Source organism: Methanocrinis sp. (assembly GCF_049974945.1).
Taxonomy (GTDB): Archaea; Halobacteriota; Methanosarcinia; order Methanotrichales; family Methanotrichaceae; genus Methanocrinis.
Genome location: NZ_JBNGCU010000006.1, coordinates 1 through 21,189 on the forward strand (window position 1 = coordinate 1; position 21,189 = coordinate 21,189).

26 protein-coding genes and 1 tRNA gene are annotated in these 21,189 nt (G+C 59.2%); 17 read left to right on the forward strand and 10 right to left on the reverse strand.

Going from position 1 to position 21,189, the window contains the following annotated elements; all coding sequences use genetic code 11:
- Window positions 1-166 precede the first annotated feature (166 nt).
- Genes ACP5EL_RS01290 through acsC form a run of 4 tightly spaced genes read left to right on the forward strand, consistent with a single transcriptional unit; the run spans window position 167 to window position 3,948 of the window.
- Complete coding sequence (locus ACP5EL_RS01290; RefSeq protein WP_428400634.1) at window positions 167-373, forward strand: hypothetical protein; 207 nt, start codon at window positions 167-169, stop codon at window positions 371-373.
- Window positions 374-385: 12 nt separating this feature from the next.
- Window positions 386-1,147: an AAA family ATPase gene (locus tag ACP5EL_RS01295; RefSeq protein ID WP_428400635.1), complete on the forward strand. Its 762-nt coding sequence runs from the start codon at window positions 386-388 to the stop codon at window positions 1,145-1,147.
- 12 nt (window positions 1,148-1,159) lie between these two features.
- Window positions 1,160-2,518 carry a CO dehydrogenase/acetyl-CoA synthase subunit delta gene (gene cdhD, locus ACP5EL_RS01300; RefSeq protein WP_428400636.1) on the forward strand — a complete coding sequence of 453 codons (1,359 nt, stop codon included), beginning with the start codon at window positions 1,160-1,162 and terminating at the stop codon, window positions 2,516-2,518.
- 5 nt (window positions 2,519-2,523) lie between these two features.
- Window positions 2,524-3,948 carry an acetyl-CoA decarbonylase/synthase complex subunit gamma gene (gene acsC, locus ACP5EL_RS01305; protein WP_428400637.1) on the forward strand — a complete coding sequence of 475 codons (1,425 nt, stop codon included), beginning with the start codon at window positions 2,524-2,526 and terminating at the stop codon, window positions 3,946-3,948.
- Between the two features lie 112 nt (window positions 3,949-4,060).
- Here the strand turns inward: acsC and ACP5EL_RS01310 are convergent, their stop codons facing one another.
- Genes ACP5EL_RS01310 through cobZ form a run of 4 tightly spaced genes read right to left on the reverse strand, consistent with a single transcriptional unit; the run spans window position 4,061 to window position 6,279 of the window.
- Window positions 4,061-4,411 (reverse strand): hypothetical protein, encoded by a 351-nt coding sequence (locus ACP5EL_RS01310; protein WP_428400638.1) that lies wholly within the window; start codon window positions 4,409-4,411, stop codon window positions 4,061-4,063.
- A gap of 25 nt (window positions 4,412-4,436) precedes the next feature.
- Window positions 4,437-5,063 carry an NTP transferase domain-containing protein gene (locus ACP5EL_RS01315; RefSeq protein WP_428400639.1) on the reverse strand — a complete coding sequence of 209 codons (627 nt, stop codon included), beginning with the start codon at window positions 5,061-5,063 and terminating at the stop codon, window positions 4,437-4,439.
- Window positions 5,033-5,815, reverse strand: coding sequence for an adenosylcobinamide-GDP ribazoletransferase (cobS, locus tag ACP5EL_RS01320; RefSeq protein ID WP_428400672.1), 783 nt, complete (start codon window positions 5,813-5,815; stop codon window positions 5,033-5,035). Before cobS ends, ACP5EL_RS01315 begins: the two co-directional genes overlap by 31 nt.
- Window positions 5,812-6,279 carry an alpha-ribazole phosphatase CobZ gene (gene cobZ / locus ACP5EL_RS01325; RefSeq protein ID WP_428400640.1) on the reverse strand — a complete coding sequence of 156 codons (468 nt, stop codon included), beginning with the start codon at window positions 6,277-6,279 and terminating at the stop codon, window positions 5,812-5,814. The genes cobS and cobZ overlap by 4 nt, the downstream gene beginning before the upstream one ends.
- Window positions 6,280-6,392: 113 nt before the next feature.
- Here cobZ and ACP5EL_RS01330 point away from each other — a divergent pair, with 113 nt between their 5' ends.
- The 4 genes from ACP5EL_RS01330 to ACP5EL_RS01345 all read left to right on the forward strand — a co-directional run bounded on the left by ACP5EL_RS01330 (window position 6,393) and on the right by ACP5EL_RS01345 (window position 7,713).
- Window positions 6,393-6,716, forward strand: a complete 324-nt coding sequence (locus tag ACP5EL_RS01330) for an MJ1244 family protein (protein ID WP_428400641.1) — start codon at window positions 6,393-6,395, stop codon at window positions 6,714-6,716.
- 15 nt (window positions 6,717-6,731) lie between these two features.
- Window positions 6,732-6,953 (forward strand): NifU family protein, encoded by a 222-nt coding sequence (locus ACP5EL_RS01335; protein ID WP_428400673.1) that lies wholly within the window; start codon window positions 6,732-6,734, stop codon window positions 6,951-6,953.
- 126 nt (window positions 6,954-7,079) lie between these two features.
- Window positions 7,080-7,304, forward strand: a complete 225-nt coding sequence (locus ACP5EL_RS01340) for an LSM domain-containing protein (RefSeq protein ID WP_428400642.1) — start codon at window positions 7,080-7,082, stop codon at window positions 7,302-7,304.
- A 16-nt stretch (window positions 7,305-7,320) separates the two neighbouring features.
- Window positions 7,321-7,713 carry a helix-turn-helix transcriptional regulator gene (locus tag ACP5EL_RS01345; protein ID WP_428400643.1) on the forward strand — a complete coding sequence of 131 codons (393 nt, stop codon included), beginning with the start codon at window positions 7,321-7,323 and terminating at the stop codon, window positions 7,711-7,713.
- A gap of 147 nt (window positions 7,714-7,860) precedes the next feature.
- Here ACP5EL_RS01345 and yciH read toward each other — a convergent pair whose 3' ends face one another.
- From yciH to ACP5EL_RS01360, 3 genes are all read right to left on the reverse strand, one after another.
- Window positions 7,861-8,172, reverse strand: a complete 312-nt coding sequence (gene yciH, locus ACP5EL_RS01350; RefSeq protein WP_428400644.1) for a stress response translation initiation inhibitor YciH — start codon at window positions 8,170-8,172, stop codon at window positions 7,861-7,863.
- A 164-nt stretch (window positions 8,173-8,336) separates the two neighbouring features.
- Entirely contained in the window at window positions 8,337-10,718 is a 2,382-nt protein-coding gene (locus ACP5EL_RS01355; RefSeq protein WP_428400674.1) for a glutamine amidotransferase, read from the reverse strand.
- Window positions 10,718-12,466 (reverse strand): DUF7408 domain-containing protein, encoded by a 1,749-nt coding sequence (locus ACP5EL_RS01360; RefSeq protein WP_428400645.1) that lies wholly within the window; start codon window positions 12,464-12,466, stop codon window positions 10,718-10,720. The genes ACP5EL_RS01355 and ACP5EL_RS01360 overlap by 1 nt, the downstream gene beginning before the upstream one ends.
- Before the next feature lie 125 nt (window positions 12,467-12,591).
- Here ACP5EL_RS01360 and ACP5EL_RS01365 point away from each other — a divergent pair, with 125 nt between their 5' ends.
- From ACP5EL_RS01365 to ACP5EL_RS01395, 7 genes are all read left to right on the forward strand, one after another.
- Window positions 12,592-13,059 (forward strand): (Fe-S)-binding protein, encoded by a 468-nt coding sequence (locus ACP5EL_RS01365; protein ID WP_428400646.1) that lies wholly within the window; start codon window positions 12,592-12,594, stop codon window positions 13,057-13,059.
- 9 nt (window positions 13,060-13,068) lie between these two features.
- Window positions 13,069-14,289 (forward strand): formylmethanofuran dehydrogenase subunit B, encoded by a 1,221-nt coding sequence (locus tag ACP5EL_RS01370; protein ID WP_428400647.1) that lies wholly within the window; start codon window positions 13,069-13,071, stop codon window positions 14,287-14,289.
- A complete protein-coding gene (locus ACP5EL_RS01375; RefSeq protein ID WP_428400648.1) occupies window positions 14,290-14,685 on the forward strand; it encodes a molybdopterin dinucleotide binding domain-containing protein in 396 nt (131 codons plus the stop codon).
- Window positions 14,686-14,708: 23 nt separating this feature from the next.
- Window positions 14,709-15,611: an ornithine carbamoyltransferase gene (gene argF / locus ACP5EL_RS01380; RefSeq protein WP_428400649.1), complete on the forward strand. Its 903-nt coding sequence runs from the start codon at window positions 14,709-14,711 to the stop codon at window positions 15,609-15,611.
- 44 nt (window positions 15,612-15,655) lie between these two features.
- A tRNA-Leu gene (locus ACP5EL_RS01385) sits at window positions 15,656-15,741 on the forward strand.
- A 223-nt stretch (window positions 15,742-15,964) separates the two neighbouring features.
- Entirely contained in the window at window positions 15,965-16,234 is a 270-nt protein-coding gene (locus ACP5EL_RS01390) for a HEAT repeat domain-containing protein (protein WP_428400650.1), read from the forward strand.
- A gap of 4 nt (window positions 16,235-16,238) precedes the next feature.
- Complete coding sequence (locus tag ACP5EL_RS01395; protein WP_428400675.1) at window positions 16,239-16,442, forward strand: HEAT repeat domain-containing protein; 204 nt, start codon at window positions 16,239-16,241, stop codon at window positions 16,440-16,442.
- Window positions 16,443-16,576: 134 nt separating this feature from the next.
- On the opposite strand, the gene ACP5EL_RS01400 is transcribed toward ACP5EL_RS01395, so the two are convergent.
- Entirely contained in the window at window positions 16,577-17,122 is a 546-nt protein-coding gene (locus ACP5EL_RS01400; RefSeq protein WP_428400651.1) for a hypothetical protein, read from the reverse strand.
- 286 nt (window positions 17,123-17,408) lie between these two features.
- Here ACP5EL_RS01400 and ACP5EL_RS01405 point away from each other — a divergent pair, with 286 nt between their 5' ends.
- A complete protein-coding gene (locus ACP5EL_RS01405; RefSeq protein ID WP_428400652.1) occupies window positions 17,409-17,618 on the forward strand; it encodes a hypothetical protein in 210 nt (69 codons plus the stop codon).
- Window positions 17,619-17,681: 63 nt separating this feature from the next.
- Here the strand turns inward: ACP5EL_RS01405 and ACP5EL_RS01410 are convergent, their stop codons facing one another.
- Both ACP5EL_RS01410 and ACP5EL_RS01415 read right to left on the reverse strand, forming a co-directional pair.
- Window positions 17,682-18,020, reverse strand: a complete 339-nt coding sequence (locus ACP5EL_RS01410; protein WP_428400653.1) for a cupin domain-containing protein — start codon at window positions 18,018-18,020, stop codon at window positions 17,682-17,684.
- Between the two features lie 94 nt (window positions 18,021-18,114).
- Window positions 18,115-18,777 (reverse strand): HEAT repeat domain-containing protein, encoded by a 663-nt coding sequence (locus ACP5EL_RS01415; RefSeq protein ID WP_428400654.1) that lies wholly within the window; start codon window positions 18,775-18,777, stop codon window positions 18,115-18,117.
- A gap of 361 nt (window positions 18,778-19,138) precedes the next feature.
- Between ACP5EL_RS01415 and metG the strand changes: the two genes are divergently transcribed.
- Window positions 19,139-21,163, forward strand: a complete 2,025-nt coding sequence (gene metG, locus ACP5EL_RS01420) for a methionine--tRNA ligase (RefSeq protein ID WP_428400655.1) — start codon at window positions 19,139-19,141, stop codon at window positions 21,161-21,163.
- Window positions 21,164-21,189 lie beyond the last annotated feature (26 nt).

Sequence of the window (21,189 nt, forward strand, 5' to 3'; positions counted from 1 at the left end):
CAAGGACGCGAAGGTCTCCATCGAGAAGGTGACGCTCGCTAAGTAGAGCGTCCACCTTTTCCCTCCTATATCTTAAGTGAGAGGATTTGTCCCGATCGTCACGCCTCTGGCGTGACGGTTGGTCATCGAAGAGGATTGAAGGAGAGATCTAGAGGGAGAGATTATTATGGCTGGCAAGAAGTTATCACTTAAGCTGAAGAAGAAGGAGCCTGAAGCAGCAGCACCCGCCGCGGCGGCAGCACCCGTGGGAGGAGCAGCTCCCGCCTTTGCGGCGCCTGCTGGTGGATCCGGCGGCATGGTCCTGGAGCTTAGAGGGGCCAACATCTCCATCAAGGAAGTCGTCATCAAGCCGAAGAGCGCAAAAGGCAAGTAGAAGGCCGGAACCGTGGGGAAAGTTATAGCGATAACTGGAAAGGGCGGCACCGGCAAGACCGCGGTCACCGCGATTATCATCAGGTCTCTGTTGAAGAGAGACAAAAAGACCACCATCCTGGCCATAGACGCCGATCCTGACGCGAACCTTGCAGACGCGTTGGGGGATGAGGTGGAGATGACCGTAGGAGACATAAGAGAGGAGATTCAGGATTCTCGAATCTCGATGCCGCCCGATTACGACAAGAAGCAGTTTTTCGCGGCGAAGATCTTCGAGGCGCTTCTGGAGAAGGACGGATACGATCTTTTGGTGATGGGCCGGTCGGAAGGGTCCGGATGTTACTGTTATCTCAACTCTTTGCTTAAAGGGATCATGGACGAGACCATAGACGACTATGACCTTGTCCTCGTGGACTCGCCGGCAGGACTTGAACATCTGAGCCGCAAGACCATCTCTGAAGTGGACTCGCTCATTGTGGTCACCGACGAATCTCGCCGGGGGCTCAAGACCGCAGAGACGATCAGACAGCTCGCCGACGAGCTGGATCTGAAGTACGGCAACCTCTACGTCATAGCGAATAAGGTTCACGATCTGTCCAAAGATCAGATCCTCAAGGTTGCAGGCGGTCTGGGCTTGAAGGTTATCGGCATGATTCCCTACGACGAGAATGTAGCTCGGCTCGATCTGGTCGGCGACCCTCTGGTCGGCCTGCCAGACGACTCTCCTGCCGTAGTGGAAGTGGAGGAGCAGATAATCAAAGAGATCGGTCTATGAGGGGAGATGAACATGGGAGAGAAAATGAACATATCCGACTTAAATAAGAAACTGGCGGAAATGGACGTGAAGTCCCTCGAGGGCGTCACCATCGAGGGAGATATAGAACTGGAGATCGACGCTGGTGCTGGCGGCGTCGGACCTCTCTTCGCCTACTACTTCGGCGAAGAGGTCGCAAAGGTGGCGGTCCAGCTGGTCAACATGGCCAAGGCCTTCGGCTATCCTGTGGAGAGCCTGCTTCAGCCGGTGGCGGTGGCTCAGGCCATATCGCCCGCCCCCGAAGAGCTGGCCAAGGGCGCACCGAAAGCAGCAGTTCCGGCCTTCGAGATACCCACCGCTCTCAAGAGCGCCAAGTTCGAGGTGGGCACCGACAAGACCTGGAAGACCCAGATTGAGGAGGTCCAGCTCGGGGCCACCAAGGCCGACGGCGGATCGAGAGGTCACGTGATCAAGATCGGCGGCGAGAAGGCGATGCCCTTCTTCTTCGATGCTGCGATGCCAAACAGGCCCGTCGTCACCATCGACGTCTTCGACATGCCCATCGGCATGGCCAAGGCCGTCAAGATGCACTACGAAGACGTCATGAACGACCCCGCCGACTGGGCCAAGAAGGCGGTCAAGGAGTTCGGCGCAGATCTGGTGACGACTCACCTGATCAGCACCGACCCCCTGATCAAGGACACCTCTGCCAAGGAAGCAGTGAAGGTCGTAGAGGACGTCCTCCAGGCGGTTGACGTTCCGATCGTCATCGGCGGCAGCGGCAACCCCGAGAAGGACGTAGAGGTTCTGACCAAGGCCAGCGAGGTGGCCCAGGGCGAGCGCGCCCTCATCGCCAGCGCCAGCCTGAACCTGGACTGGGAAGCGATCGGCAAGTCCTGCACCGAGAACAACAACGTATGTCTCGCCTGGACTCAGCTCGAGATCAACGCTCAGAAGGAGCTTGACAGAAAGCTGATGAAGGTAGCCGGCGTCCCCAGAGACTCCATCGTCATGGACCCGACAACTGCGGCCCTCGCCTATGGTATGGACTTCGCCTACTCCAACATGGAGAGGATCAGGCTCGGCGGCCTGAAGGGAGACCTGGAGCTGAGCTTCCCCATGTCCTCGGGTACCACCAACGCCTGGGGCGTTCGAGAGGCCTGGATGGTCAACTCGCCCAACAAGGATGACTCCCCGTGGGGAGACAGAATGCTCAGAGGTCCCATCTGGGAGATTCTCACCGGGTTCTCGCTGGCCATGGCCGGCGTCGACATCTTCATGATGATGAACCCGATAGCCGTCGCCTACCTGCAGGAGATCACTCAGTCTCTGATGGGCCTGGTAAAGGCGGAGACTCCTGACACCACCAACTGGATCTCAATGGAGGTGTGATAGCCTTGAAGGAATCTAGCCCGCTTAACCTTTACAAGTTCCTGCCTCAGACCAACTGCGGCGAGTGCGGTGAGCAGACCTGCATGGCCTTTGCAGCAGGTCTGATCGCAAGAGAGAGAACTATAGAGGAGTGCAAGCCCCTCTTCGAAGAGAAGAATCAGAAGAAGTACGCGAAGAAGCTGGCTTCTCTCAAGGAGGTCATCGCACCCGAGGTCGCCCTGGTCTATGTCGGTGTTGGCGACCAGCAACAGAAGGTCGGAGGCGAGGACGTGATGTACCGCCATCAGATGACCTTCTTCAACAAGCCACCATTCGCCTACGACGTCGCCGACTCCATGGCCGAAGCAGATCTCGTCGAGAGGGTCAAGCTTATCGATACCTGGCGGAAGTTCTACATCGGCAACTGGGAAGGGGTCGAGATGGTGGCCGTGAGGTCCGTCACCGGCGATCCCGACAAGTTCGCGAAATGCGTCAAGACGGTGATGGCGAATACCAAGAAGCCCCTGATCCTCTGCTCCTTCGACCCCAAGGTCCTGAAAGCAGGCCTCGAGGTATCCGCGGAGACCAGGCCCCTCATTTATGCCGCCACCAAGGACAACTGGAAGGAGGTCGCCCAGCTCGCCTACGACTACAAGGTTCCCGTGACCCTCTCCGTCCCCTTCGATCTCGACGGCCTCAAGGGCATGGCCATAACCTTCAGTGAGATGGGACTCAAGGACCTGGTCTTGGACCCCGGCACTGCGCCCAACGGCGAGAAGCTACAGGAATCTCTCCAGAACTTCATAAAGCTGCGGAGGGCCGCCACCGAGGAGGGACAGAAGGACTTCAACTATCCGGTCATGGCTCTGCCCATCAACGCCTGGATGACCTCCGACGACCCTGTTCGAGGCGCCTACTGGGAGAGCATCCTTGCCGCCACCTTCGTCATCCGCGGTGCGGACATCATGATCCGGCACTCGATGGAGCCTCACAGCGTCATGCCCGACATGCACCTGAGGTTCAACATCTACACCGACCCCAGGACCCCCGTCCAGGTCAAGCCAGGCCTCAACAAGGTGGGCAACCCGACCGAGGACTCGCCGATCTTCCTCACCACCAACTTCGCCCTGACCTACTACACGGTGGAGTCTGACCTCGCGTCCAACAACATCGACTCCTACCTCCTGGCGGTGAACACCGACGGCATCGGCGTTCAGGCCTCCGTCGCTGGCGGCCAGATCACGCCCAGCAAGATCAAGGATGCCTTCGCCGAGGCCGGAGTGGACTTCGAGAAGACCAGCCACAAGTCTTTCATCCTTCCAGGAATGGCCGCCAAGTTCAGCGGCGAGCTGGAAGATCTCTACCAGTTTAAGGTCAAGGCCCTGGTGGGCCCCGAGGACTCCGGCCGGATCCCCGGCTGGATGGAAAAGCAGTGGCCACCAAAGAAGTAAAAGCGATGAAGGGTGTCCCCGGAGGGGCACACCTTTTCCCTCTATTTTATCCGAATATTTTGTCCCTATTCGTTTAGACCAGACTTTTTCTCGGGTCTTTTCGGTCAGCTTTTCATTCGATCTCTTCGGGCTCACCTGATGCGAGAAGCAGGTCTTTGAATAGGAGTATCTCGATCACCTGGGATACATACCTTCTCTGCTGGTACCTCTGGATGTCCTCGTTCATCTTCAGCTCGCTCTCTATCTGGACCCTTATCAGCGCCATCCGGAGGTCTCTCCTCTCCTCGTCGTTCAGCTTCAGGGAGCAGATCTCCTTCAGCCGTAGTGGAAGGCTCAGCGGATCTCTCAGAACCCTTGCCAGAAGGAGGACGTATCCTTTGGGAGCTTCTGGCTTCGGCTCTCCGGTGAGGGTCTCCAGGTCCTCCACCGAGTACTTTTCGTTATCTATCGCGACGTAATCCATCTCTTCACCTCAAAAACTTGGATCTTCAGGATCGAATATTCAGCTCTCCCCGAAGGAGCGCTTCGCAGATCGCGAGGTCTCTTGGCGAGTTCACGTTCACCGCGAGTTCCACCCTGTCCAGGATCAGGTGGTAGTCCTCCTGCTCGAACCTTATCTTCGAGCCCAAAAGGACGTTCACCCCGGAGGGGACTATGAACCGACCATGGTAGTTGAAGAGGGCGTCGGGCTTCCCCCCGATCCGCCGGGACAACTCCAGGGGCGTATGGACCGAGAGGGCGGGCTGGTGCACCCTCTCGTAAACCTCGATGATCTCGTCTACGATCTCCCCCCTCAGAAGGGGGAGGTCGGCCATGACGATCAGGACCGGCTCTGTGATCTCCGTCTCCTCGACGGCGAAGATCATGTCGGGAACGTACCCCTCCCCTGGCGTCTCCACCACAGAAAGCCCCTCTCCCTCAGCCCATTCCATCGTCTCGGGGACGCTCGCGGTCGTCGCCACCAAGACCCCATCGACGGAGCTATCCCGAAGGGCCGAGACCACCCAGTCGATGAGGGGTCTTCCTAGAAGCCGGACCATCGGCTTCTCCCCCCTCTGCAGCCTTGTACCAAGGCCACCCGCCATCACCAAGGCGTCCAGAGGGGAACCTCCCATCCAAATCCGTTGGTCATCAATATCGCTGCAAAGGCGAGGGCGACGCATCTTGCCACCTCGTTGGTGGCCCCGAAGCCGTCGCCGGTGGCGCCGCCGAAGTTTCTTTTGGATACGACCGTCATGTAGAGGGCCGATATCTGGGCGACGAGGAGGACCGCGACGCCGAAGAGACCGGCGAAAGCCCCGCAGATGATGGCTGCTATGGCTAGGCCGATGAGAAAGTCGGAGCGATCGGCGTTCTCGATGGCGATCGAGCCGAAGCCCTTGTGGAGGGGGACGGAGAAGGCGGCGAAGGCTATCATCGACTGCTTGGCCGCCACCTCCGCCACGATGAGGGCGACGGGAAGGGCCTCGCCGGGAATCGCCGAGATGGAGGTGTATACTGCGAGGATCGTCACCACCACGAAGACGACACCACCGGTACCTATGTAGACATCCTTCATGGCGCTGATCTTCTTCTCCACGGTGGTGTGGGCCGTAACGCCGTCTCCGAAGTCGGCGAGGCCGTCGGCGTGGTTTATACCGCAGAGCTTGTAGATCACCGCGATGACGAGGGCTGCCGCGACCCCCGGAGGCGCGACCTCCGTCAGGACCAGGGCTGCCGCGGCATAGATCAGGCCCAGAGCTCCGCCCACCAGGGGGAAGAGGTAGATCTGCTTCATCAGGGCATCGATCCCCTCCATCGATATCCCGACGGGTATGGTGGAGAGAAAGCCGAAGCCAGACCTGAGGGCGAGGAGGAGATCCTTCAGTCGAACACCGCCCTGGTGTACATGTTCGCGGAGACTCCGCCGATCAACCCTGCAATGACGTCGTCCATGAAAGGTCCGAGCTCTCCCAGGATTCCTGGTTTGGCCTTATCGTATCTGACGTAATCGAAGGAGCCCTTGTACCCCCCGACGTACTTGGCTATGCTCATCCCGATCACCTCGTCAGCTATGAGGTATGTCAAGTCTCTCTCGTAATCGGAGCTCTTCATGTTTGGGAGGTTTCCACCCTTCCCCTCCTCCTCCAGGAGGACCCCCGCGTATATCAGAAGGCAGAGGTTGGGGTCGGAGAGGGCGAGGTCGAGCTCCCTTCGAAAGACCTCTTCGGCCTTATTCCTCGTCTCAACGCCGGGATGCGGCACGTAAAGCTCCAGGGCTGAACTGACCACGTCGTCGATGGATATTCCTGCCTTCTGAAGCACTTCTCGTATGTCCTTACCAGAGCCCATATCGATCGGTCAATTAACCCCTCTGACCGGATAAAAGCGTATCTGGAACCTGAAGATCTCTAGATGGGAGAAGTTATTTAAAGTCTCATGTGGAGATATTATGACGGGATTTTATGAAGACAATGGTCAAGATATTTGTCGATCTCGAGCATCTGGGCCGCGTGATAAACACACTCACTGAACTGGGGATAACGGGATTTTATCTCTATGAGTACAAGGGGATGTCTCCAAAGGAATGGAAGAACTTCCGGCTGAAGGAGGACCCGGAGATGACCATTGAGGCGGTCAGACATCACGCAGAGCCCGGAGTTCTGGTCAATACGGTGATAGACGGGGATTGCGAGCCGATAGTCAAGGGGCTGGAACAAGCTTTAAAAGGAATAAGGTACACGATAATGGGGCAAAAGGTTACGGTTATGAAGGTCCGAGGAGATTAAGCATCCATGCCAGATTTGAGAGGAGAAGTGGAACCGGTGCTTGGGGTCATCAGGAACGCTCTGAGGATGGAGGGTGGGGACATCGAGCTCGTCGATATAACCGACGATGGGGTGGTCAGCGTGAAGCTGACCGGAAGCTGTGCAGGCTGTCCCTTTTCTCAGATGACTCTCAAGAATTTCGTAGAACGAGAGCTGAAGAATAACGTCGACGGCATAAAGGAAGTTGTGGCGGTATAGTGCGCGCACTTTCGATCGCCTCCATTTTACGCCCGCAGCATTAATATGGTTCTGCTCAATCTGCTGAAAAGGCGGCACTTTGCCGACGGTTGAATGCCGACAATAAACGAGCAAGAGGCAAAACTTGTGTTTCCAACTAAGAAAGTTCAAACGTTGATCGGGTCCAAGATCAAGGTGGAGATGAAGGGGTCAGAACGTCACGTTCTGGAGGGAGCCCTCAACAGCGTGGACGACTATCTGAACCTCCATCTGCTGGAGACGGTGGAGATCGTAGATGGTGAGAGAGCGCGATCCCTGGGTTCGGTGATACTCCGTGGGAATAACATCATCCTCATAACTCCGGTTGAGTGAGTGTCCGGGTGTCCAGATGTATGAGGAAGCGCTGGAGTACATTAAGTCGCATGAGGACGGAGTTCTGCAGAGCGACCTGTGGAAATGTTTGGATATCGATTCTCGCAAATGTTCTCGCATAGTATCGAAGCTCTTGAAGGAGGATCTCATCACCAGGGAGCCAGAGTCGGTCGATGGGGTGAGAACTTATCGGCTGCGGTACGTTGGGGCCGAGTCGTCCTCTGGTCGGTTCAGATCACTTCTCGTCGGAGATATATTCGAGCCCTGCGCGGGCTGCATAAACGAGTGCGTACCCGAACATTGTCCTGAGCTTAGCGAGTGGATCTTCGCCATCGTCCTGAGCGAGGATTCCGGCCTCGACATAGGCCAGCCGATCAAAAAGGTCAGCGCGGCCAAGCTCCAGCAGTGAGGCCACCCTCTATTTTTAATCTCATCTTCGAAAAATGCTTGTATGCGAGGCGCACGGCGCCCAGCAGGCCTCCCTTCCCGCAGAGCTCAAGGCGTCCAAAGATGGCCTAGATGAGGTCGGGAAGGATGAGTGAGTTTATTCAGGAACTTATATCTGGATCTGATTTTCCCCGAAGCCTTTCTTGACCAAGATCTTCTTTATACGCCCGGTATGATTGCCTTGCAGCTCGATAACGCCGTAGCCCTTGACGGTCCCACCGCAGGCAAGCTCCGATTTGAGATATGTAGCTAGTTCGTTGAGATCTATCTCGTGAGGATCTATTCCCTGAATCACTGTAACCTCTTTTCCGTATCTTCGTCTGTTGATCTTCACCGTGATCCTCTGCTGCTCCTTGGCTACCTCTTGGCATATGCAAAGGTCTTTGGGAAGGCCACATACTGGGCACATCTCGGAACTCATCTTCTGGTAGTTACCTCCACAGAATATATGAACTCATTCCTCGCCATCACGTTCGGTCCTGCAAATGAGTCAGTCTCCTAGCAGCCTTGATATCAATAAGGTAAATAGATATTGGTGGCCCCGGAGCTGCTTTTAAAGCCCATCCTTAAAAAGAACGGGCAGGTTCACCTCTTCACCTCCCTAAGCCTCCTCGCGATCACCTCTGAGAGGAATACGGCGAGAGCCGTAAAAAGGAGGATCCACCGTCTGCTGACCCTCTTCTGAATCGTGATCACACTTCTCTCTCTCGCCTCCTCGACGAGATCTCTCGCCACCTCCGGCTCAGAGAAGACCATCCCGCCGTTCGACATGATCAACCTGGGGAGGTCGGGGTTGAACCCGACGAACCTGAACTCGAGGGGGTAGTTCACGGCTATCCCGCGATCTCCGACCGTGTATATCCCCCGCTTCTCGGGTGTGACGACCGCCACGTACCGGTTCTCGCCCACCTTCTCCACCTGCCCAGGCCCGATCTTGGGGGGGCTTCCGCTCGTTATGGCGATCTCGAGGGGGGTCCCCAGCCAGCCGTCCTCGGCGTCGATCCTCCCGGACTCGGGCCTCGGGTCGCCGACCGCCCAGTTCACAGTCCTGGATACGAGGATCGAGTTCTTGGCGGAGTAGACCTCCGGGGCCCAGGCCGACCCGTCGTCGGAGGTGAAGGCGCAGACCCTACCCAGACCGTACCTCCAGACCGTGAGGATCGGCTTTCCGTCGAGCATCACCACCAGTCTCTGCCCCCCCGACTTAGGGGTGACGTCGTTGAACCCGGTGGCGTTGGCGGATAGGTTCAGCTCAGAGGTTATGTAGTGTTTCGGATTCAGGATCATAAGGGCGTAGCCTCCGGCCGGGATCTCCTCCTCTTCGGGCAGCTCCAGCTCTTCTGGCCTCTCTTCGGCCCTGATGGCGACGGAGCTCGGGTAGACGGCGGGATGGTACTCGGCCCCGCTTCGAGCGGCCAGATCTCTGAACCCTCCCGGTGCGTCCTCGAAGGACTTCACCTCCACCAGGTGGACCGTCGCATCCATCTCTCTGATCATCCTCACCGACTCCTCGAAGACCTCGGGGTACTCCTTCACCCTGCCGTCGGAGATTATGATCACCTCCCCCTCGCCGCCGCTGGAGTTGAGGATGTTCCTGGCCAGGGCCAGGCCCGTGTCCAGCTGGGTCTCCTCCTGGGCCCCGGGCTGGGGGGAGAGGCTCGATATCCGATCGGAGATCATGATCTCTTTTCCGACGATGGGCGTGGGGGTGAATACGACGAAGGCCTCAGTCCCGAAGACGACCAGGGCGACCCGGTCGTCCCTGAACTCGGGCGACCTGAGGAACTCTATGGCCAGGGCCTTCTCGTAGTCGAGGAAGGTGGAGCCTCCGATCGACATCTCCCTCCGGGTGCTTCCGGAGATGTCCATGATGATCACTGTCGTCTTCCCCCCCTCGAAGATGCTGGGGACCGACTTCACCGGCAGTACCTCCTCCAGGCTCGTGTTCCTGTAGTCTCCGAAGTCGTAGGCGTCCTCCCCCCCCACCACCACCAGGCCGCCGCCGTTTCTGACGTAATCCTTCAGGCCGGAAAGTTCGGGATAGTAACTCTGGTCGTCCAGGACCACGGCCTTGTACCTCTTGCCTCCGGGACCGAGCTGTTCCTGCCTGAAGGTGGCTGTGGTGGTGAGCCTGTACTGCTCGGATAAGACCTCCGAGAGGGGGGACTCTCCGTCGGCGACCAGGAGGATCTCGGGCTTGGGGACGACGTAGACCGCCTTAGTGTACCGGTCGTTCTCCCTCCGGACGTCCTGGGGGAAGCTCGTCGTCGCCTCCAGGAGGTGGGTTCCCGTCGACGAGAACCGGTGGGACATCTTGATGGAGGTCGACCTCCCCTCCCCCGAGACCTTGTCCTGATAGATGACCGATCCGTCGGCCCTGACGGTGAGAAGGCCCTCAAACCCGGCGCGCGCGCTTCTCACGATGACGGTGAAGGGGTAGTCTCCCCCGAGGACGGCCGTGTTCGTCCCCGAGATCTCGACGCTGCAGTCGTCTCTCACCGGCTCCATCTCCAGGGCGAAGACCGTCGAGTTCGCAGACCTCGCCAGGGAGAGGGCCTCTTTCAGGTCCCGGCCCGCGTTGCTGTAGCCGTCGGTGACCAGAAGGAGGGCTCCGCCCTGCTGGGCGTACTGGAGGATCTTGTCGCCGAGGGGGCTCGCCGTCCCGGAGAAGGTTCTGATCTGGGAGTTGGGGATCTCCGCCTGGACCCTCTCGGCGGCCTCCCGGTCGAAGATCTCCGTCGAGGCGGTGAGGTCCGAGACGACGGTAATGAGGGGGCGTCTGGTCTGGGTCGTCTCGGTCACGGTGACGTAGGGGTTTGCGAGGGCGACGACCAGAAGGCAGAATATGGCCGTCCTGCTCAAGACCAGTAGCCTGTTTCTCTTCCACCTCAGGCTAGCTATCCCTCCGATCAGGATCAGGGGGACGAGCAAGAGGAGGCGGGGCTCGGAGAAGTAGAGGCCCTCCATCAAGCCTCCCGCCTCCTTCGGATTATCAGAAGCTCAAGGACGATCAGAGCTGCGGCGACGAGGACGAGCCATGGGGAGAGGTCTCTCTCGATCACCTTCTCGGAGGTCCTGCCGCCGGCGAAGGTTCCCAGGTTGAGGGTCTCCCCTTTTGCGAGGTTTGACTCGACGGGGTCGTACATGTTGGCAGCGAGGGTTCTGCCCTGGAACCTATAGACTCCGACTCGATCGAGGAGGAGGACGTCGGTCTCGATCCTCCCGCCCGGAGCGTTCACCTGGATAGTCTCCCCGAGCCTCACGATCTCGCCGGTCCTGCGATTCGATTCGGAGGCGTCGGGGATGCTCGTCAGCCAGCCGATCATCTCGTACCAGAATACTGGGTACTCGGGCCTCTGATAGAAGTCGGACCTATCAGAGGAGAGGCCCATGTAGACGGCGGTGCCGCCCCCGAGCCTCCAGTATGATATGACCGGGACGGCGTTCGCCTCGGCGATAGTAACAGAGCCGGGGCGGGCCGTGGCCAAAAGATGGCTGTACAGCTCCACCTCGTCGAGGTGGAGATCCTCGGCGAAGACCGGGTTTCTCGTCCATAGGGGGGCGGAGTCGTTGGCGACGCCCGATATTCTGACCGGGAGATACTCGGGGCTGGCCGAACCGTTCGAGGCGACGTATACGATCTTGCCGCCGTCGTAGACGTACCGGTTCAGCTCGCCGTCGACCGTCCCGTTCTCTACGACCACGACGTCGAAACCGGCGTAATCGCCGCGCCTCTCAACCTTGAGATTGGGGATCGATCTCAGGGCCGCGAGGACCGGCCCCTCATCGCCGAGGTAGAGGATCCTCTTCGCCCCCAGCTCCGGGGCGTATACGAAGGCTCTATCGTCGGAGGAGATGGCGTCCTCGAGATCCAGGGTCACAGAGCTGATGCCGGGAAAGGCGTCGAAGGTGAGGTAGTGGTCGCCCCCGGATTCGATGGTCACGCTCCGGCTGGTGGTGCCGCCGGGCCCCTCGATCCTGATGGGGACCGTCCTTTCAGGGCCGTAGTTTCTGATGAGACAGGTGTAGTTGAGGGCAGCGCCGGAGTCGACGATCCAGCCGCCGACGATCCCCAAGTTCTCGCCCTCGCCGCCGGAGTCGACGAAGACGACCCCCGTACCCTCCCCCTCGATCAGCCTCCTCGTGACCTGGGGGTCGTCGCCGGTCCAGCTCACAAAGTCGGAGACGACGAGGATCGAGCCGCCCTCGGCCCCCAGGAGGCTCTTTGCCATCATCATCCCGGCCGAGAGGTCTGCGGAGACCGCCCTCGGGGAGAGTGAATCGATGGTCGTCCTGACTTGCTCGCCGTTCCCCTCTCTGAGGGCGACGATGGGGATATTCTCTGCGATGACCATGCTCGTCCGATCCTGACCGGAGGCGTATCGGAGGACGATCTCCTCCGCCTCTTCGAAGCTCGCCTCCATGCTGGCGGAGAGGTCGACGACGACGACCAGGTGCTCTCCCTGGGTCCCCCTCGCCTCTGTGAAGGGGCCGGCGGCGGCGAGGACGAGAAAGACGATCACCAGGAGCTGGATCCAGAAGAGGGGGTCTGTGATCAGCCGGTTGAGGGCGGCGGTGGGCTTAGCCTCCCCCTCCCTTACGAAGGCGGTCGACGGAAAGAGGAGGTCTTTGGGCCGAGGACGGATCATGTAGAGTAGGATCAGGGGGATGGCGCTCAAGAGACCCAGGAGGGCGAGGGGGGTGCTGAAGGGCATCGACGACTCTTCGCTCGGGAGCGAGAAAAGGTTTACGCAAAGGTGGGCGCGGCCTCTGCGCCAACATTCTTAATACGGTTGAGGATCATACTGCTGCTAGATCCTGCTCATCGAGGTGCCAGACAATGGTCAGCGTCATGGAAGTTTATCAGCTTCTGCCCAAGACAAACTGCAAGAAGTGCGGCCTTCCCACCTGCATGGCCTTCGCCGTCGAGCTTCTGGGGAAGAGGAAGGCGATCGAGGACTGCACGCCGCTGGTGGAGGAGCCGAAGTACGAGAAGAAGCTCACAGATCTGAGGGAGCTTCTCGAGCCGCTTCTGAGCGCCGATTCCTCCGAGACGGGGATGGTGATCCACACCGAGAAGTGTTATGGGTGCGGAAACTGCGTTGTAGCCTGTCCCGTGAACGTCGCCAACGACCCAAAGGGAACGGCTATCGGCAGGGGGCCGGTCAGCGGCAGAGCGATCTTGATGGTGGAAGACGGCGTAGTAAAGTGCATCAACGTGGACGAGTGCAGGCGGTTTGGAGACGAGAAGGTCCTCTGCAACGCCTGTATCGTGACCTGTCCGAGCAAAGCGATCGAGTTCATCTAGGTGGTGTCAATGGCGTTCTGTACAGGCTGTTCTCTGCTCTGTGACGATATAGAGGTCGATTTTGATGGGGGGGAGGTCAAGAAGACCCTGAACCTCTGCAGGAAGGGGCGGGCCCATTACGACTCCCTCGGTGTCGACAGGCTCTCTTCTGCCGTCGACGGGACCGCGGCGAAGATCGACGACTGCATATCGGCGGCCGCCGAGATCCTGGCGGGGGCGAAAGCCCCCCTCATCTTCGGATGGGGAAACTCTACCCTGGAGGCTCAGAGGGTGGGGGTCGAGCTCGCAAAGAAGCTCGGTTCCGCCATCGACGACCCCTCATCTTACTCTCAGGGTATCATAACCGAGAAGATCCTAAAAGGAGAGGTTCCGACCTGCACCTTCGACGACATAAGAAACTTCGCCGATGTATCCATCTTCTGGGGGGACGATCCCTCCAGCAGCCATCCCCGCCACCTCTCGCGGTTCTCCTACTTTCCCCGGGGCGAGAAGAGGCAGAGGGGGTACGAGGAGGACCGGGAGGCGATCGTCGTCGACGTCAGGAAGTCGCCGACGGCTCAGATCGCCGCCGACGGCTTCTTCAAGGTCCCGCCCGGAGGGGACCCGGGCTTCGCCGAGGCTCTGATGGCGGCCCTCGGAGGCAAGATCCCCAAGGTCGAGGATAAGAAGAGGGTGCTGAACCTGGCGACTAAGCTGCGAAAGGCGAAGTTCGGGGCGATCTTCACCGGTATGGGGCTCGCCCACTCGACGGGAGGGGATCTGGACTGGTTCCTCTCCCTGGTGGGGAGGCTGAACGAGATCACCCGGTTCAGCGTCGTGCCGAGCCTCGGTGAGTACAACACGAGGGGGTTCAACCAGACCCTCTTCGACGAGACCGGCCACGTCAACTCCGTCTCCTTCAAGGATGGGGTCGACCACGGTCCCGAGTTCGGGATCGCGAGGCTTCTGGACTCCTGCGACGCCGTCATGGTGATGGGTTCTGACCCCGCGGCCGCCCTTCCCGCGTCGCTCGCAAAGAGGCTTGCGCAGATACCGGTGGTGGCAGTGGGGGCCCACAGGACCGTCACCTCTGACCTCGCTAGGGTGACGATACCGATGGCGATGGCCGGGCTTGAGGCCAGAGGGGCGGCCCTCCGGACTGACGGGATGAAGGTCGAGTTCGACTCCCTGGTCGATTCGGAGCTGCCCGCCGATTCAGAGGTGGGGAAGAGGATACTGGAGGCGGTCTAGATGGCGTCTGAGGAGAAGGAGGTGGCGGTGGTCACCTACAGGGGGATCTTTCAGGAGGTGGAGGAGGCACTGGGGATCCACGGAGATCGGTACCGAGAGGAGAGCGCCGTCGTCGAGCTGGACGGGGGCGACGCGAAGGAGCTGGGGGTTGAGGCTGGCCGTAGGCTCCATGCGGAGACCGGCTCTGGGGAGGTGGTGGTGGTGGCGAAGGTCAGCGAGGAGCCCCATCCTGGGATCGCCTTCATGCCCGCGAGCCCCTGGTCCGCCCAGCTCCTATCCGGTGAGGTGGGCGAGGACGGGATCCTGAAGCTGAAGAGGTTTGTGGCCCGGATCTCGGCCTCCGATGAGGAGGTCACCACCCTCGAGGAGATCACAGAGAGGATCGGATCGTCCTGAAACTCGGGCGAGGAGGTGCCGAGATGAATCTGATATCGATAGCCGACCTCTCAGCAGAGGGGATCCTGGAGGTTTTAGACAGGGCCGACGAGCTGAAGGAGAGAAGGGGCGATCCCGCCTTCCGTTCGGTTCTGGCGGGAAAGAGCCTGGCCGCCATCTTCGAGAAGCCGTCGACCAGGACGAGGGTCTCCCTGGAGGTGGCGATGACCGACCTGGGGGGGCACGCCCTCTACCTGAGCGGCAAAGACCTCCAGCTCGGCCGGGGAGAGACGATCCCCGACACTGCCCGGGTCCTCTCCCGGTTCGTCCACGGCATCGCGGCCCGGGTACGTAGCCACTCGACGATCGTGGAGCTAGGCCGCCACTCGGCGGTCCCGGTGATAAACGCCCTCTCCGACCTCGAGCACCCCTGCCAGATCCTGGCGGATCTGATGACGATGAGGGAGAGGTTCGGCCGACTTTCAGGGCTGAAGGTGGCCTGGGTTGGGGATGGAAACAACGTCTGCAACTCGACGATCCTCGCCTCAGCCCTGATGGGGATGGAGATGAGGGTCGCATCCCCTCCCGGATACGGGCCAAACCGTAAAATACTAGATCTGGCTGAGAGTCTTGGCGGTGGCGTCGCTGTCGTCGCCGATCCCGCAGAGGCGGTCTGTGGCGCCGAGGTCGTCAGTACCGATACCTGGATCTCGATGGGCGACGAGGCTGAGGCGGCCGAGAGGCTCGCGGCCTTCGGACCCTACCAGGTCAACTCCGACCTCCTCGCCCACGCGAAGCCCGAAGCCATCGTGATGCACTGTCTTCCTGCCCACCGGGGCCAGGAGATAACAGACGAGGTGATGGACGGGCCCAGCTCTGCGATCCTGGACCAGAGCGAGAACCGGCTCCACTCGGTCAAGGCGGTGCTGGAGTGGCTTCTGGTCTGAGGCCGTCGCCGTCCGTCTCGCAGCGTTAAGATGATATTCGAAAAGCGGGGGTTGCCAAGCGGTCAAAGGCGCAGGGCTTAGGACCCTGTCCTGAAGAGGTTCGTGGGTTCGAATCCCATCCCCCGCACCAAACACCTTTTCTTGGTATTACACCGTTGAAGACGGCGCGATCCTCCGGAGGACAGAGGAGCTCCATGCCGAGGGGTTGGACTCCGAGGAGGCGAAGGTTTCGCCGGGATTGATGGAGTTCATCTTTAGGTAGATTGCATCAAAATATTTTTCTTGAATTAGTATATTTATCCAAGATGGCGGCGAGGAGATGAAATTAAAACCGATTTTGTGGGTGGTGCTTGGTGATCTCTGCCCTCGATGATCTCATACGATTTTTGAAGAGCTATCTCGTGCAGGACCATCAGGCGGCTGCTTATACGCTCGGTAAGATAGGCGATACAAAGGTGGTCGATCCTCTCATCAACGCTCTGAACGACGATGACTGGAGGGGTCGATCGACGACTGCCCATGCTCTCGGTCGTACAGGCGATGCTAAGGCTGTCAATCCTCTAATCGTGGCGCTCAGGGATGAGACTAAAGGGGTCTTGATGGAGGGCCGTCGAAGCTCTTAGCAGGATTGTCGATATAAGAGGGGTCGAGCCGCTTATCGAAGCTCTGAAAGACGATCACAAGTACGTTCGCCGTAATGCTGCTATTGCTCTCCGTCGGATTGGTGATTCACGAGCAGTCGATGCACTGACTCGTGTAGGATCGAGTGGCAAAGAGTCGCTGGTCCGAGAGGCTGCTGCCGAAGCACTGGAGAGGCTGGGGGCCAGTTAGCCATTTCTTTTCTCATTTCTTTTCTCCAAGCCCCTCTCCCCTCCTCCAGCGAGTTTTTCAGGCCGAATTCAAACGACGAACCTTTCGTAGAATTTCCGCATGTAGCCCTGGTCCCTCTAGAATATCGTGGATTTCTATCCATCCATTGGTTGCAGGTATCCGATAGGAGATCCATCTGCCAGTACAATCACCCGACCATTAGAGTTCAGCGCCAGGGATAAGTTATGTCCCATCAAAACCGGATAGGCAGCTGTGTCATTCATGATTGCAAAGCAGATCTGGTTTGGAATGGTCTTCTCTCCGACTGCCTCATCACTGAGGAATGAGGACAATTCTTCAGACTGCCGTCGTTCTACCCAAGAAAGTCCCCCTGTCCACGCAGACCCCATCCCAACCTCAAAACGGGCCTCTGCTGATTCCTCGCCTGGTCGGCTCTCTATATCCGCAGTTGGGGGAAAGTTCTCGATATCCATTGCGTCTCCAACCTCATCACACACGGCACCTATGGATAAGCATAGAAAAGCCGCTATCAGAATTTTTATGTCGGTCATCTTCTGTTGGCCTCCTTCATGGTAATGATCATACGCAATAAGATAAGGTTTGTCTTTCGGTCCCAGCTCAAACGAAAGCGTCGTATCCTCCTTGTAACTCTTCAGCCGATGATCGATGTCGGCCTTCAAGTAGGCTATGATACCGGTACATTTTTCTCAGTTGATGACTTAGATAACATACGGTGATTTTGGATGGCACTGCGCAAGAAGTTACTAAAGGCGCTGGTTCTAATCGGTCTGAGCCGAGCTATCGCCCTCCTTAAAAAGATATATAAACGGCGGCGTTAAATCCCCTTCAGAACGGGCAGAAGAGCCGCAGGATCCCGAAAGTCTTTATCGAGAATTTTCATAAGTTGGGCCCGGACGCAGAAATCACTACCCTTGGCCTCAAATGGCCTGCAAAATTCGATTCGCTATGAAGGAAACCTGCTGGAAAGATACGGCTAAGTACAGCTATCGCCCACGGCGGAAAAGATGGCCACCCCTATACCGTCTCGACCGCGGTACCTTCGACCACTCGATAACCACCCTGAAAGAGGCGGTGGAGGGCGCGAAGCTGGAGAGAAGGGAGAGGTACGACGCCATTCGCTGGCTGAAGAGGTACGCTGGCGGGGATTCTGGATGACGATGCGGAATGAGTGTAAAATATAATAAAACATAATAAAATAAAACAAAACAGTGGCAGTCCTCATCCCGATTCGGTCTCGGGGAGGTAGTCGGTCCGGACGGGCGAGAAGATCTCCACGGCGACCGAGTCCTCCAGGATCCGGGCACCGTGTTCGACGTCGCCCGGTATACACCAGCTGTCGCCCGGCCCCGCCTCCAGCTCTTCGTCTCCGATAAAGAGCAGTATTCTGCCCGAGACCAGATATCCGGTCTGCTCCTGGGGGTGGCTGTGTCTGGGAAGGTGGCTTCCCTCCGATAGCCTGAACTCGGTGAGCAGAGCCTCTTTTCCGTAGACCAGGGTCTTCTGGCGTATCCCCTCCAGGGCCAGTTTATATCCGTCATCTCGGCGCTTGTAAAACAACGCTTGAAACCTCCTCTGTCGGTCGGCCGCATCCGCAGCCGTTAGAGGGATCGAGGGCGGAATGGGGGAGACGGAAGGGAGGGGGGTTGGGGGTTCAGCCCGCCCCCAGCCTCTCCAGAGCCTCGGCGGCCACCTCCCGGACCGCCTCGCTCTCGTCCTCTCTGGCCCGGTCGGTGAGGGACCCCACCGCTCTCGGGTCGCCTATCCTGCCCAGAGCCTGGGCCGCCCTCCACCGGACGCCGTAATGCTCGTCCTCCAGGGCTTTGATGAGACGGTCGACCGCCCGGGGATCTCCGATCCTGCCCAGGGCCTCGGCAGCCGCCTCCCTGACCCACCGGTCCTCGTCCTTGGAGGCCAGATCAGTCAGCTTCTCTGTAGTCCTGGAATCGGATAACCGGCCCAGGGCCCAGGCGGCCTGGCGTCGGACCATCCCCTCCTCGTCTTTGAGGGCCTCGGTCAGAGGCTCTATCGCCCTCGAATCGCCTATGCTGCCCAGGGCGGGGGCGGCCTGCCATCTGACGCCCCAGTCCTCGTCTTTGAGGGCTTCTGCTAGGGGCTCTATCGCCCTCGAATCGCCTATGCTGCCCAGAGCAGAGGCGGCCGCTTGGCGGACCATCACATCCTCGTCCCCCAGGGCCTCGATGAGGGGCTCGACTGCTCGAGGGTCGGCCATCCTACCGAGAGCGGAAGCTGCCACCTGGCGGACCCGGGGGGACTCGTCGTTCAGAGCTCTTATGTGATCTTCTATTATTGACATCTCAATCCTCCACAAAAGGGGCCCACTCTCGTCTCCCTCACCGGCCCGTCGGTATCGCCTATCAAGTAATCTATACTGACATCAACCGTGAAGAACGTTTCTGTCCTCCCCAACCTCGTTCCCCTCCCCGGAGGGTGGACGATAAAGGTTCGCCAGCCTTAGATCGGATTTCACCTCGCTGAGATGCTTCGTGGTCGACAGGCCGGTGGGAACCCCGATCGGAGGGTGAAGCGCAAAGAGAAATTCTGCCGAAGATCCTGGGATCTTGGTCGCAAGCCTCCGGGCTCGGTAGTCTCTCCATTTTTCGAGATGGGAAACGTATATCAGCAAGTTTGGGCATAGCCTCGCCAGGTGTTCTGATTTGGCTTCATCCAAACTTCCCATAATCGTAACCTGTGGGCTGCCCTACGCCAACGGCCCCTGTCACATCGGCCATCTGAGGACCTACGTCCCCGCCGATATCTACGTGAGGGGGCTCAAGAAGATGGGCGAAGAGCCCATATTCATCTGCGGATCCGACTCTCACGGAACTCCCATCGTCGTCAACGCCGAGGAGAGGGGAACCACCCCTACGGAGCTGGTGACCCGATACCACGATCACTTCGATGACGTCTTCAAGCGGATGGAGGTGGAGTTCGACTATTTTGGAAATACCGACGACCCCTCAAACCACCGCCGAACGCGGTCGATAGTCAGCGCCCTGATGGAGGAGGGGTACGTCTACCCTCAGGAGATCCCGCTGGCCTACTGTCCCTCATGCGACCGGTTCCTCCCCGATCGGTACGTAGAGGGGATCTGTCCATACTGCAGCTCTCCTGCCAGGGGCGACGAGTGCGACCAGGGCTGCGGCCGCCACCTGGAGCCCGGCGAGATCAAGGAGCCCCTCTGCAAGGTCTGCGGAGGCGAGGCTGAGTACAGGACCCAGAGGCACTACTTCTTTCGGCTCTCGGCCTTCAGCGACTTCCTGATCGAGCATCTCGAGGGGCTGGGAGGGACCGCGAACGCCAGAAACTACGCCCTCGAATGGGTCAAGCAGGAGCTGAAGGACTGGTGCATCACTCGAAACCTCGAATGGGGCGTCAAGTTTCCGGGGCAAGAGGATCTCGTAGTCTACGTCTGGGTGGACGCGCCCATCGGCTACATATCCTTCACCGAGGAGTGGGCGAAATGGAAGGGAGAGAGCTGGGAGAGGTACTGGAGACAACCGTCTCGGATCGTACACTTCATCGGAGGCGACATCGTCTACCACCACTGCATCTTCTGGCCCGCGATGTTGAAGGGGGCCGGCTACACCCTCCCCAGCGCCGTCGTAGCCAGCGGGATGCTGAAGATCGAGAACAAGACCTTCTCCAAGAGCCGGGGCTACGTGGTCTGGGTGATCGACGACTACCTGGAGAGGGGGCTCCACCCAGACCTTCTGCGCTACTACCTCGCCTCCTATACATCTCATACCAAGGAGCTGAACTTCTCCTGGACGATCTTCGCCGAGAAGGTGAACGGCGAGCTGGTGGGGGCCATGGGCAACTTCGTCAACCGGGCAGTCACCTTCACCTCCAAGAACTTCGATCGATCTGTCCCCGAGGGCGACCTGGACCCGGAGGTGATGGCGAAGATCGGGGAGGTCCTCGCCGAGGTGAAAGCGGCCCTCGCCGAGTACGAGTTCAAGAAGCTCGCCGACGGCGCCATGTCCCTCGCAGACTACGGGAACACCTACTTCCAGGCGAGCGAGCCCTGGAAGCTCGCCAAATCCGACCGGGAACGGTGCGGGGCGGTCTTGAGAAACTGCCTCCAGATCGCAAAAGCCCTCGCGATCGTATTCCAGCCGGTGATGCCGGCGAAGATGGAGTCGGCCTGGAGACAGCTGGGGCTGGAGGGGACTGCGGCAGAGGCGCTATTCGACGACGCCCTCGTCCCCCTGGAGGCGGGAAGAGAGCTCGGAGTCCCCGAGCACATCTTCGAGAAGATGGACGAGGCGGTCGTCTCGGGCCTAGACGAGGTCTTCAGGGAGAGGATAGCCGCCATTGAAGCGAAGAAGGACGAGAAGAAGGGTGAAGAGAAGATGAACTTCATAAAGTTTGAAGATTTCAAGAGCCTCGACATAAGGATCGGGGAGGTCAAGGCGGCGGAGAGGATAAAGGGGTCCGATAAGCTCCTCCGCCTGATCGTCGATGCGGGGTCGGAGGAGAGGCAGATCGTGGCGGGGATAGCCATGACCCACAGCCCCGAAGAGCTGGTGGGCCGAAAGATCGTCGTCCTCGCCAACCTCGAGCCTGCCAAGCTCTTCGGCGTCGAGTCCCAGGGGATGCTTCTGGCAGCAGACGTGGGAGACTCGGCCGTGCTTCTGGCCCCGGAGAAGCCGGTCCCTCCAGGAACGAAGATCCGTTGAGACGGCAGGATCGGCCGGTAACGGCT